This window comes from Clostridium sp. FS41 (genome assembly GCF_000954015.1).
GTDB classification, from domain to species: domain Bacteria; phylum Bacillota; class Clostridia; order Lachnospirales; family Lachnospiraceae; genus Enterocloster; species Enterocloster citroniae.
Map to the genome: position 1 here is coordinate 435753 of NZ_JYHN01000059.1, position 13006 is coordinate 448758.

Below are 13006 nucleotides of genomic sequence, written 5' to 3' on the forward strand. Positions count from 1 at the left end.
AAATACATATGGAATTAAAAGACAGGGGAGTGGTTATTAATGATGAAAACATGACAAGATTATCATGCCTGTATGGAGAAATGAATATTGACGAATTGGGGCGTGTAGTTAACAAGCATTTAGGCATCTGCTTAGATGATATCGAGGAGGATATAACTATGGCAAATAAAGTGCCGCATTGCAATGAGTGTGAATTTTTAAAGTGTATGGATTATATGTATAAGAATTACTACTGTGACCATGAGGACAGGGAAAATGATATGGGATATGTTGGTGTGGATCATCCACCAGTAACAAGCCCAGTATGGTGTCCAAAGAGAGGAAGATTAAATTAATGGCAGGAAAAGAAGATATCGTAACAAGGATTGCACATAAGTCCGGACTGACTAAAAAAGCAACCTATAAATTCATGAAAGCATTTGGGGATGTATTGACAGAAACATTGTGTGATGGTGAACGGTTCCATATCCATAAAGTGTTCACCATGGAACCGAAATATAAGGGCGCATATATAAGATATGATCCAAAAACGCGAGAGGAAGTAGAGGTTCCTCCGCATATAAAGGTTAAGACAGTCATAGGGACAGAATTAGAAAGAGCATTGTACAATGTAGAGGATTCCCAGGCAGATTAAAAAATGATGAAGGAGCGTATGAAATATAATAGACATTAAGGAACTGATAAGATACTCAATCATCCATGTTGGAGCGCCTGTGTTTAAGGGCAGTTATGATGAAACAGCAGAATACATTGTGAAAACGAAAAGATAAGTGGGAATTCCCACCTATAGGAAGTAAAAGAAAGCCAGTATCAGAAGTTCAAGAATAAATCTATCGCGTAATTCTACGCATAATTCCGCAGAAAAAATCCTATAAGTTTAGATAGGTAATGTGTATCAGACTCAAACCCAATTGGGTGTGAGATGGTAAACTAAATTTCGTTCCGGGTGATTCTATTTGTCAGGTTCATATTAATAAATCCTAATTGAAAGGCAGTATGAGAAATCATGCTGTCTTATTTTAATGCTCAAAAGACTGCCCAGGCAATTTATTAGAAGAAATTGAAAGGAAATTGAAAAGATATAATGAATCAAAGTAATAACGAAACAAAACTATGTAAAAAGTGCGGGAAACAAGTACCGTTAAACCGAATAAGGGGAAGAGTTAATAAAGGGATGTGGAGGCAATCCGATATATGTAAGGATTGCTATAATGCCCACATAAGACAAAAACGAAGAGAATCTAATATTAGGAAGTTCATGGCAGATGACTCAATGAAGATTCAGATCCATTATAAGGAAATCTATCCATCTTACATACTTGTTGTGGAACAGTCCGGGATTGAACCGATTGCAGAAGATGAGGTATTTGTGCAATTGTTAGACCACAAGGATTCCTGGATTTCTAATTATGGTAGGGCTGTGTCATTCTATAATGGTAAGTACTTCCTCACAAGGAAGAAGATCAATAAAGATGGTGAAATATGCTACCAGTTAAACAGGAATGTGTTTGATGGAAGAAATTGGGTTTGGAAGAAACAGGTAATAGAAGCATGGAAATTGGTAGTAAAGGAATTTACCGTAAATTATGATATTTCAAATAATATCTGCTGCTGGCATAAAGGAAATAATAAGAATGATACATATTACAGGCACATTTATCCATTAAACCAATATCAATATGATGCTGTCAGCAGACATTATGAGGAAACAGGAGATGATTCAGAGGCATATATACTTGATACCATGAACGGCATTGATTACAGGCCAGATGGGTGGGAGCCGTCACATATGAAAAAATCCTTCTTTGGCATTGGCTACTTGGGGTGCGGTGATTGTGATAGACAGTCAGAAGCCTATCGCAAATGGGCTAATATGATGCAGAGGTGTTATAGTGAGGTTACCCATAAAATAAAGCCGTATTACAAGAATTGCAGAGTAAGTGAGGAATGGTGGAACTTTGCAAATTTCAGAGAGTGGTATCGGGAAAATATCATTGAAGGAAGGAAATTCGATTTAGATAAGGATATTCTGGTACAGGGGAACAATGTATATAGCCCTAACACGTGTTCATTGGTAACACACTATGCAAATACAATATTCCAGCGTAGGGGAATTGAAACGAATATCAGTCAAAATAATGCAAGTGGGAAATATGATGCTTCAATATATATTCTTGGTAAGACAAAAGAGATAGGTTCATTTGACAGCCGGGATGAGGCGGAGAAAGCACTGCTTTTACATCGAAAGGAGCTTATTGATAGATTTGCAAAGAGGAATAGGAGCAAGGTCCCTTATAAGGTATATGAGGCAATGATGAATTGGAATACTGAGATGGCGAATTGATTTATAGGCATAGCATATAGTGATTATTTCGATTCTTATATTGTATTCAGAGCACTAAACTTAATAGTAGGTGATTGCGAAACAAGTTAGGAATACAGATTCCAGACAAGAAAGAATTCCGATATTTACAGAATATCAAGGATGAATGTTCTGATAGATTGGGAATTTCAGGAGGTAACTGAAAAACAGGCACACAAATAAAGGGGAGCATCAAATGTTCCCTGATAAAGAGTGGTAAGTCCTATATTAAGATCTTCTTTAAGCGATCAGAGGCTTCAGGCTGCGGAGGTATTGATGTTGATGTATCTTATCAGCAAGAAGCACGCCAAGCAGCTGCGTAATTCCGGCCAGAAGCAGATCCGCGTGGAGTGTCGTTTCATTTTGTGTTTTCCTTCCTGCAAGACAGAAAGAATCCTTGATGTGGTTGATGGAGCGTTCAACGGTTGTCCTGACCCAAGGGAAAAAGAATGGACGAGAAAGAGATTGCCCATATACTGGAGGAGAAAAAAATCCTGGAAGGCACGTCCTGCTAAATACAGACGAGGAGTTTTGCGGCTGTTCAGCAAGCATGCAGCAGTCCCATGAAGGGCGCATACCTGGAGTGGTAGTCAGGAATGTGCCAGCCGGTATTCATTTGTCGTCATTCCATAATATTTGTGGAAACAGGAACTGAAATATTTGGAGTCGTTAAATCCTACATTTTCCCCGATTTCATAGGCCCGCAGGGAGGTAGAAAGCAACAGCTCTCCGGCTTTGTTAAGCCGTAGAGAAGTAAGATATTTTGTAAATGTCATGCCTGTGCTTTGCTTAAAAAGTCTGCTTAAGTAACTGGAGTTGAGGTAAAATTTTTGTGCAGTCATACTTAGTGTGAGATCTTTGTTGCTATAGTCAGTTTCCAGATAGCTTTTTATGGATTCCATAATATCATTGGTTTTGTGCTGGTTTGAAGAAGAGATATCCCGAATGATGGATGCGGTCAGATTATGTGTCAGATTTTTCATTCCATCAACAGTTTCCAGTCGGTATATCTTTTCCTGCGCCAGAAGACAGTAGGAAAAACTGTCTGAATGTCGCATATTGCATTGAATCAGCAGGTTCGTGAGGTGGTTGACTATGGTTACAAGGGAAATTCTCGCGGGGACAAGATCCGGATTTTGGGCGGTGATCTGTGAATCTATGCATTCATCAATCAGATTGATACTGGTCTCCAGATTCTCTGATTTAATCTCCTTGAGCAGAAATGAAATAGATTCCTCAAGGGAAAAATTACTGTCCACTGTCTGCGCGGGCATATAGTTGTACTGGATGATCTGATTGTTGCCAAGGATTGTTCTGTATTTTGTGGCATCCACTGCAGAATTGTAGGAGTGACTTATGGCAGGAATCGTCTTTACAGGCTGTCCGACACCGATGGTCAGATTCACATCCATCTTCTCCAGAATAGAGATCTTCAAAGTTTCCAGATGGGACAGCAGATCGAATTCAGGATTGTTGGAAAGCAGGGTGTTGTGGTGGTTTAAATCAAAAAAGATGTACAGGTTTGGAATATCGGCCAGTTTCTTTTCTATGATAGACTGACAGTCCATGGATATAACAAAAGGATTGAGTGAACTGTCCGGCTCTACAGGATTTAAAGTAAAAAGTACTACCTGAAAAAATGCTGCGGAAAAATCAACATTCAGATAGGAAAGACGCTTCAATGCATTGGGATAATCTGATCCGGGTAAAAGCAGGGAATTCAGGTTGTTTTCAATGAGAAAATTTCTGCTCTTATCCAGGTATTCTTTAATTGATGTAAAATCCTGTTGCATTTTCTGCTCATCATAAATTTCTTTCTTTAATTTCTCAATAGTCTCTTTAATTTTATCTTCTTCCAGAGGCTTCAGCAGATAAGCGGAGACGCCCGCCTCTATTCCGCGTTTGGCATACTCAAATTCATTGTGGCCTGAAAGAAGAACCATACGAATATAGGGAGATCTTTTTTTCGCAATCTGGCAGAATTCAATGCCATCCATAAAATCCATACAGATATCTGAAAAAATAATATTGGGCTGCAGTTCATCCAGCAGCTGCAGTCCTTCTTCAGCGCATGAGGCTTCTCCGCATACGGTGATGCCAAGAGATTCCCAGTCAATAATATATTTTAAAAGTGTTCGGATGTAGCTCTCATCATCTACAATCAGCAATTTCAGATTTGCACTCATTGTGAACTCCTTTCACCTGAATAGGACGAAAAATGTTTAATGGAAAAAGATATCTGCGTACCCGGGTTCTGATCTGTGATTTTTATGCTGCAGTTCTCACCATAGTACAGCCGCAGACGCTCCAGAGTTGCTGACAATCCAAACCCGTTGCCTGTTTTACTGTGATAGGATTCCCTGATAATGTCCTGGATTTTTTGGGGAGGGATTCCGCGCCCATTGTCAGTTATAGATGCATATAAGGTATCCTGATCATCTGAGGAGAATCGGATGGTTATAACACCATCATCCAAACCAAACAACCCATGTTTGATGCAATTTTCAACCAGAGGCTGAAGAACAAATTTCAGGATCGGAAGATCCTTTACAGATTTGTCAATCTCATAGGAAATGTGAAAGAAAATTTCATTTCCGCTTGAGAGGATGTTTATGAATTCTTTAATAATGGAAATCTCCTCTGTGATAGTGATGGTATTTTTTCCTTTGCTTAATATGGTTTTATAATAACATCCCAGAGACTTTAGCAGATTGCTGGCATTTGTGGTGTCACCGGACAGGCACAATATGCGAGCATGATCCAGAGTGTTATAAAGAAAGTGGGGTTTCATCTGGCTTTGCAACAGTGTTAACTCCAGATGGCGCCTGTGCTTTTCTGCCACAACTTCCTTTTGCAGCAGCTGGGAGATCTCACTGCCCATAGTATTAAACTGATTAATAAGCAATCCGGTCTCTCTGGATGTGGAACAGTCTGAAGGGATGGGATAAAAATCACGGGGAGAAAAGTTCTTCATCTGGGTGGACAGTTCGATGATTGGGGTGGTAATGGAACGTGAGACAATGAATATCCCGACCCACAGAAGAAGAATACTAAGAATAATAATAAGAGCCAGTACGGTATTGTATAAGGGGATAGTGGGGGTTGAGAAATTTTCTATTGTTCCCAGCAGTAAAGGATAATTGGTCAACATTTTATAGCAAAGCAAAGTGTTTCCGGCATTTTGAAGTACCGAATGGGTTTTGACGTCCTGAGGAGCATCTTTTATCAGGGTTGCCACTTCATCATTCAACTGTGTATTTAAAAGATTGGTTCCCTGGGAAGAAAGAAGAAAATCAGTTATCTGACCGTCACTCTCTGCACCCAGAGCATCATTTAACTCAGAAGAATCTATATTGATAATTAGGATTCCCAGAGGGGCCAGTGTATCAATATTTTTATAGATGCGGAACAGGGAAAGTCCTGAAGCATTTGAAAAAAATGAACCGGAGTCAGCGTATAATAGAGAACCATCCGCAGCTGCAATATCCTCATAGAGAGGAATATTTTTGACGTTTGTATCTAATGGGATTTTTTTATTTTCATAGTCGTAATAATACCAGTATCCGGAATAGTCATAAAGATAGCAGGATAACCGGGCGGCAGATGTAAAGCATGTACTGTATAATATATCTTCTATCTTTGCGATGTTTTCTGAATCAGGTTGGTTCTTGGAGAGTGCAGACTGGATCTGGCGGTTGGCTAACAGGGAGAAAGATATCTTGCTGGGAACGTTAAGAAGCTGTTCCAATCTGGAGCAGTTTGATTCAAGGTTATTTTCTGAGAACTCCACAAGCTGCGTTCTTGCCAGGTGTCTGTTATAAAGTGTGAGAGTGATACCGGCGGCCAAAATGATCAGCACAAAAATAAGAATAAAAAATGTCAGCATATTTGTACGTATACTTTGTTTTCGCATATAATCTCTTATTTTGATCATCACAGAGTCTCCTTGTTTTCTATCTATGTATGGAACTGTTCAGGGCATATGATGTAAAAAGGTAATCAAAACTGCTACTTATATATTAGCAAAAAATAGCAAAAAAAAAAAGAAGCAATAAATGAAAGAGAACAAAAGTAAAAAAAGTGGAAGAAAGTAAAAAAAGTGGAATTAGTACTGGAACATTCTAGAAAAATACATAAAAGAAAGGTAAAAAAAAGAGATACCATAGTCATTTTTTTGGGTTCGTTTCATAATCGGAACACATTATAATCAACTCATAAGACGTCAGAACGGGGAGGTGATTATAAGTGAATGAAAAAATCAGGGCTGCAGTAGTGGGATGTGGTGTGATCAGTGATATTTATCTTCAGAATATAGCAGACAGATTTGAAATTATGGAGGCTGTGGCATGTTCAGATATCAATGAGAACAGAATGAATGAGCAGGCTGCAAAATATGGCATTAAAGCGATGTCATATGATGAGATAATTCATAATTCCGATATTGATATGATTATAAATCTGACAAATCCTTCTGCTCATTTTGCACTTACAAAAGAGGCATTGGAGCACAAAAAACATGTGTATTCTGAAAAAATGATGGCAGTAAAGCTGGAGGAAGGAAAAGAACTGTGCAGTCTTGCAGAAGAGAATCATGTACGACTGGGAGTTGCGCCTGATACATTTCTTGGTGGAAGTGTACAGACAGCCAGATATGTGGTAGAACATGGCTTAATAGGCACACCGTTATCTGCTATTGTGTCGTTGAATCGTGATTTCCGGGTATTCGGAGACATATTTCCCCACATGAATGCAAAAGGGGGAAGCATTGCTTTTGACACCGGCTGCTACTATATAACTGCACTTGCAAGCATTATGGGAACAGCAGAGGAAGTAAGCGGAATGGGGCGGATTTACGAGCCGGAACGTGTCTCTAAAAGAGTGGACCGGCCGTGGTTTGAAAGTCCGATTCAGATTGAGGAAGAAAATCTTCTAGTGGGAACCATACGATTTACAAATCAGGTACTGGCAACTGTTCATTTTAATTCCGCCAATATTATTGACGAACAGCCGTGTATTAAGATCTTCGGAACAGAAGGCATACTGATTATGGGGGATCCCAATAAGTTTGACTCACCTGTGTATTTAAAGAAGATGCTTGGGGAGACAATTCAGTTTCCATTTACCCACGGATATTTGAAGAATGCAAGAGGAGTGGGGGCAGCGGAGATGGCCTGGTCCATCAGACAGGGAAGAGAACATCGCGCCAGCAAAGAGATGGCATACCATGTGCTGGAGATACTCCATGGAATGATTATCAGCTCAGGCACAGGCAAAACATATAGGTTGCAATCCGAATTTCAACAGACAGAGGCTTTGCCAACGGGATATCTTGACCATGGGTTCTGGGGGCCTAAGGAAGAAAGTGCATTGGTGTAGATGGTGATGAAAGAAGAGGTAAAATAAATGTATAATGGTTTGGGACATATAGCCATTCGCGTGTCTGATATGAAGAGAGCATTGAAATTTTATTGTAGTGGAATGGGATTGAAACAAAAATTCTCATTAAAGGATGCAGAGGAAAAGCCATGGATCGAGTATCTGGAGATTGTGCCCGGGAGTTTTATCGAATTGTTCTATGATAATAAGAATCAGATACCACAAAAACTGGACCCGGATCGCCTGAGTTACCTTCATGCATGTATAGAAACCCCAGATATCAAAAACTGTGAGAGGCAATTAAAAGAAAATGGAATCTTAACGGACGGTCCCATTAAAATGCAGAGTGATAAAAGCTGGCAGCTTTGGGTCACAGATCCGGATGGAAACAGAATAGAGATTATGGAATACACAAAAGAATCATTGCAGGTACAAAAGTAAGCACAATAAATGCAAAATAAAAGAAGAGGAGAAACGAAAAATGAGGAAAAAATTATTGTCAGTGTTACTCGCAACGGCTATGGTCACAGCAATGCTTACCGGGTGCGGATCTTCATCATCCACAACTCAGACTACACAGGCAGCAGCTACAACCGCAGGAACTACCACAGCGGCAGCAGCAGAACCTATTACGATTAGTATGTGGCATACATGGCCGGAGGCAAACGGTGGAACAGCTTCTGCATTTGCAAAAACCATTGAAGATGTACAGGCAAAATATCCTGAGGTTACATTTGAGATGGATGCAGTAGCTGACTCAGGAGATTCCTATAAAACGAAAATTAAGACAGCAGCAGCAGGCGGAGAACTTCCGGATATCTTCTTTACATGGGGAGGTGGTTTCTCAGATGCGTTTGTAGAAGGTGGAAAGGTGCTGTGTCTGGACGATTATACCACACAGGAAACCCTGGATCGTATGATTTCAGGAACTACAGATTTCTTTAAATACAATGATAAACTTTATGGTTATCCTCTTCGTGCCAATGTGGGAGTTCTCTTCTGCAACAAGGCAATGTTTGACGAAGTAGGACTTGCAATCCCTACGACATTTGATGAACTACTGGAAGTCTGTAAAGCATTTAACGAAAAAGGTACAGTTCCTTTTGCTATCGGAGCAAAGAATCTGTCAGATATTGCATGGTGGACAGACCAGTTGACACAGAGAACTGCCGGTGCTGACTATGTAAATCAAATTTTGGCAGGAACAGCAACATATGATTGCCCAGAAACACTGGCAGCAGCACAGGCATTTACAGACCTGATTGCAGCAGGTGCTTTTGATTCGGGAGCATCAGCAATGAGTCGTGATGAAGCTTATACATTATTTACATCTGAGATTAACCCAATGTATTTCTGTGGAAGCTGGTATTGCTCTAATGTTATGAATTCTGAGATTGCAGATAAAGTTGTAGTTACAAAATTCCCAACTATAGAGGGTGGTAAAGGTGCAAATACAGAGTTCCTTGGAGGAGCTGATCAGACATTTATGATTAACAGTAATGTTAAAAATCCTGAGAAGGTTGTTGAAGTATATACATATATGTGCGAAAGGTTGTCTGAAAATGTATTGATGGGTGGAGCAGGACTCCCGGCATGGAAGACAGATGCAGATGTAGCAAGTATTGATAACAAGTTACTGGCAGATGTATATGACTTATACAAGGGAAGTACAGGTGTATCACTGTGGTGGGATAATGCTTTATTGGCAGAGCCGGCAACGAACCATATGGATGCAGCCGGCAAATTGTTCCTGGGCGGAATCACACCGGAAGAATTTGTGAAGATGAACACGGAGATCATGCAGTAAGTAGTGTGCAGTACGCTAAAAGGGTGACGACAAAAGTGCTGTCACCTTTTAATTATATGATCAATGGAGGCTACTATGAACAAAATACTAAGTAATAAGAAGGCGATTGTATTTTTTATCCTTCCCGAATTACTGATATTTCTATTTGTTGTAATCTATTCCGTTGGCTGTTCATTCTACTATAGCCTGCATTCATGGAATGGTATTACAGATAAGGTTTTTGTGGGGGTTCAGAATTATATTTCACTATTTGTCAATAATACAGATGGCTTTTTAAAAGCAATGATGAATCCGCTGATCCTGGCAGTACTTTCAGTAGCGATTCAGCTGCCCCTGGCACTTTTTCTGGCTATTGTGCTGGCCCGTGGAATTAAAGGATCGAATTTTTTCAGGACTGCATTTTTTATTCCGGTTTTGTTCTCATCAGTTGTTATGGGTCAGCTCTGGAGCATGATTTACAATCCCAACTACGGGCTTTTAAATGCAATATTGGAAAACCTGGGAATTATAAAAACCGGAATTGCCTGGCTGGGCAATAAAAACACAGCCCTGATCTGTACGTTTGTTGCCATGATATGGAAGTATATCGGTTATTATATGTTACTGTTGTACTCTGCAGTAAAACGTATTCCGGCCGAACTGTTTGAGGCAGCAGAAATAGACGGGGCAACAAAATTCAAGGCAGCATGGCATGTGATTATACCGCTTTCCATGCCATCTATTAAAACCACAGTTGTAATGATTGTAATCGGTGCGCTGAAGGCATTTGATACCATCTATGTATTGACAAATGGTGGACCTGATCATGCTACAGAAGTGACCAGTACGCTGATGTATACAACAATCTTTAAAAAGAATCTGTACGGTTATGGGAGTTCCATGGCTGTCTTTATTGTAATAGAATGTCTTCTCTTTACAGTGCTATTGAATCTCTGGAAGCCGAAACAGTATACATATTAGGAAGGAATGATTATGCACACATCAGCAAAAAAAGTAAAAAAGTCCGTATCCTGGGGACAGCGCATTGTTTTTCTGTTTTTGTGTATTTATACAATAATTCAGCTGTATCCCATGGTGTGGCTGATTTTCTTCTCACTGAAAAACAATAAGCAGATCTTTGGCGGAAATGCACTTGGTCTGCCTGATCCGGCAGTATTTGAAAACTATGTTGTTGCCTTTGAAAATGCAAAAATAGGAACATATCTTGTTAACAGTGTGATTGTAACGGGATGCACAATTTTGATTGTGATTGTACTTACAACCATGGGAGCCTATGCGATTACCAGGCTGAAATGGAAATATAGCAATTTATTTTTGCTGTTTATTACCACAGGAATGATGATTCCCGTCCATGCAGCATTGCTTCCGCTGTTTATCTCTTTCAGCAGGGTGGGAATTTTAAATACAAGAATAGCATTGATTCTTCCCTATGTAGGGTTTGCGCTTGGTCTTTCCACCAATATTATGGCTCTGTTTTTTAAGACCATTCCGGATGAACTGGAAGAGGCGGCTGTGATTGACGGGTGCGGCATAGGAAAAACATTTCTTTTTGTTATGCTTCCAATGGTAAAACCGGCTATTGTAACAGTAGCCATATTTACATATCTTGATGCCTGGAATGAGTTGATGTTTGCAAATACATTTATCAATAAGGCAGCGCTGAAAACTCTGACAGTGGGAATCATGTCTCTTGTGGGGGAATATGCAACAAGCTGGGGGCCTATTGGGGCAGGCCTGGTTATTGCCACAATACCAAGTATTATATGTTATTCGCTGGTAAGCAAGCGACTTCCGGATGCAATCTCATCAGGAGCAGTGAAAGGATAATAGGAGGAGCATGTCATGTTTACAATTGAGAATCCCATCATTACTGGCTTTAATGCCGATCCATCCATTGTACGTGTTAGGGATGATTACTATATAGCGGTGTCAACATTTGAATGGTTTCCGGGAGTTGGAATCTTTCATTCCAAAAATCTCCGGGACTGGGAACTGGTGGCTCGTCCGTTAGATGATGTTAAAAAATTAGATATGGCGGGTGTGCCGGATTCTGGTGGAGTCTATGCGCCGTGTCTCACATATCATGATGGTTTGTTTTATCTCGTCTACACAAACTGCAGAAACCATTCCGGCAGATTCTGGGATTGTCACAATTATCTGGTAACATCAGAAAGCATTACCGGAGAATGGTCAGATCCTGTCTATTTAAACAGCGCAGGAATTGACCCATCCCTCTTTCATGACTGGGATGGAAGAAAATGGCTGGTTAACGTGGTTTTAAGCCACAGGGATGGAGGAAAAGCAGGATTTCCTTTCTGGGCAGGAATTCAATTGACAGAATATGATGCAAAAATGAAGTGTCTGGTTGGGAAACCACAGATTATTTTTAAAGGAAGTCCTATTGGAACAACAGAGGGTCCGCATTTATACCACCATGAGGGTTATTATTATTTGATGACAGCGGAGGGCGGAACATTCTATAACCATGCTGTGACTATGGCCCGTTCAGAAAATATATACGGACCATACACGGTAGATCCTAAAAATCCTGTTATAACGTCAAAATATGACTGTACCGTACCATTGCAGAGAACCGGACATGCAGACATTGTGGAAACCCAGAATGGGGAATGGTATATGGTACATTTATGCGGTCGCCCCATGCCATCCAGAGGAAGATCTACAATGGGAAGGGAAACCGCAATACAGAAAGTCCGCTGGACACAAGACGGCTGGCTGCGGCTGGCAAATGGAAAACACACGGCTGATGTGTTGGTAGAAGGTCCTGGATTTTGCAGGGACATAAAAGAAAAAGAAAAAAATATATGCGTCAGAGATGATTTTAACCGGGAAAAGCTGGATGTCAGTTGGCAGTCCCTGCGAGTTCCGCTGACTGAAAAAATGTGCACATTAAAGGAACGTCCGGGATGGCTGCGGCTCTATGGTTGTGAGTCCCTCAGCTCCAAATTTTACCAGAGCTTTATTGCAAAACGGCAGGAACATTACCGTTATACTGCAGAGACCTGCGTGGAGTTTGAGCCTGATTCCATCCAACAGATGGCAGGACTAGTGTGCTATTATGATACATCCAACTACATTTATCTTTTTATAACGTATAAAGAAAATGGCGGTCGCTGTATCAATGTCATGATTAATGATCTGGATCAGTTTTCCTATGTACTTAAGGAAGATGAGGTTCTGCCGAAACGGGGAAAGATACACTTAAGAGCAGATGTTGACTATGCAAACCTGGTGTACTCCTATTCCTGTGATGGAGTTTCTTATAAGCAAATCGGACCTGTGCTGGATTACAGCAAGCTGTCAGACGAATATTTAAAAGAGCGTGGCGTGGAGAGATTTACAGGTTCATTTGTGGGGATCTGCTGTCAGGATTTCACCGGGCAGCATATTCATGCAGACTTTGATTATTTTACCTATAAAAGCAGAATGGAAGAATAAGA

General features: G+C 40.3%; 12 protein-coding genes. 9 read left to right on the forward strand and 3 right to left on the reverse strand.

Annotation, left to right across the window (positions count from 1 at the left end; translation table 11 throughout):
* The first annotated feature begins 8 nt into the window (after nt 1–8).
* The 3 genes from CLFS41_RS14020 (at nt 9) to CLFS41_RS28995 (ending at nt 2344) form a co-directional block, all read left to right on the forward strand.
* Nucleotides 9–335: a hypothetical protein gene (locus CLFS41_RS14020; RefSeq protein WP_045092595.1), complete on the forward strand. Its 327-nt coding sequence runs from the start codon at nt 9–11 to the stop codon at nt 333–335.
* Nucleotides 335–634, forward strand: a complete 300-nt coding sequence (locus CLFS41_RS14025; RefSeq protein ID WP_045092596.1) for an HU family DNA-binding protein — start codon at nt 335–337, stop codon at nt 632–634. The genes CLFS41_RS14020 and CLFS41_RS14025 overlap by 1 nt, the downstream gene beginning before the upstream one ends.
* A 639-nt stretch (nt 635–1273) precedes the next feature.
* A complete protein-coding gene (locus CLFS41_RS28995; protein WP_152649043.1) occupies nt 1274–2344 on the forward strand; it encodes a hypothetical protein in 1071 nt (356 codons plus the stop codon).
* Nucleotides 2345–2602: 258 nt separating this feature from the next.
* Here the strand turns inward: CLFS41_RS28995 and CLFS41_RS31170 are convergent, their stop codons facing one another.
* Genes CLFS41_RS31170 through CLFS41_RS14045 form a run of 3 tightly spaced genes read right to left on the reverse strand, consistent with a single transcriptional unit; the run spans nt 2603 to nt 6296 of the window.
* On the reverse strand, nt 2603–2914 hold the full coding sequence (locus tag CLFS41_RS31170; RefSeq protein ID WP_330610895.1) for a hypothetical protein: 312 nt from the start codon (nt 2912–2914) through the stop codon (nt 2603–2605).
* Nucleotides 2915–2952: 38 nt separating this feature from the next.
* The gene (locus tag CLFS41_RS14040; protein ID WP_045092598.1) at nt 2953–4548 is read right to left on the reverse strand and encodes a response regulator; all 1596 of its coding nucleotides are present in this window, start codon (nt 4546–4548) and stop codon (nt 2953–2955) included.
* Nucleotides 4545–6296, reverse strand: coding sequence for a histidine kinase (locus tag CLFS41_RS14045; RefSeq protein WP_045092599.1), 1752 nt, complete (start codon nt 6294–6296; stop codon nt 4545–4547). Before CLFS41_RS14045 ends, CLFS41_RS14040 begins: the two co-directional genes overlap by 4 nt.
* Nucleotides 6297–6607: 311 nt before the next feature.
* On the opposite strand from CLFS41_RS14045, the gene CLFS41_RS14050 reads away from it, so the two are divergent.
* From CLFS41_RS14050 to CLFS41_RS14075, 6 genes are all read left to right on the forward strand, one after another.
* A complete protein-coding gene (locus CLFS41_RS14050; RefSeq protein WP_045092600.1) occupies nt 6608–7738 on the forward strand; it encodes a Gfo/Idh/MocA family oxidoreductase in 1131 nt (376 codons plus the stop codon).
* Nucleotides 7739–7765: 27 nt separating this feature from the next.
* Nucleotides 7766–8179 (forward strand): VOC family protein, encoded by a 414-nt coding sequence (locus CLFS41_RS14055; RefSeq protein WP_045092601.1) that lies wholly within the window; start codon nt 7766–7768, stop codon nt 8177–8179.
* Nucleotides 8180–8219: 40 nt separating this feature from the next.
* The gene (locus CLFS41_RS14060) at nt 8220–9545 is read left to right on the forward strand and encodes an extracellular solute-binding protein (protein WP_045092602.1); all 1326 of its coding nucleotides are present in this window, start codon (nt 8220–8222) and stop codon (nt 9543–9545) included.
* Nucleotides 9546–9620: 75 nt separating this feature from the next.
* A complete protein-coding gene (locus CLFS41_RS14065) occupies nt 9621–10505 on the forward strand; it encodes a sugar ABC transporter permease (protein ID WP_045092603.1) in 885 nt (294 codons plus the stop codon).
* 12 nt (nt 10506–10517) lie between these two features.
* Nucleotides 10518–11372: a carbohydrate ABC transporter permease gene (locus tag CLFS41_RS14070; protein ID WP_330610899.1), complete on the forward strand. Its 855-nt coding sequence runs from the start codon at nt 10518–10520 to the stop codon at nt 11370–11372.
* Nucleotides 11373–11387: 15 nt separating this feature from the next.
* Nucleotides 11388–13004, forward strand: coding sequence for a glycoside hydrolase family 43 protein (locus CLFS41_RS14075; RefSeq protein WP_045092605.1), 1617 nt, complete (start codon nt 11388–11390; stop codon nt 13002–13004).
* Nucleotides 13005–13006: the final 2 nt, after the last annotated feature.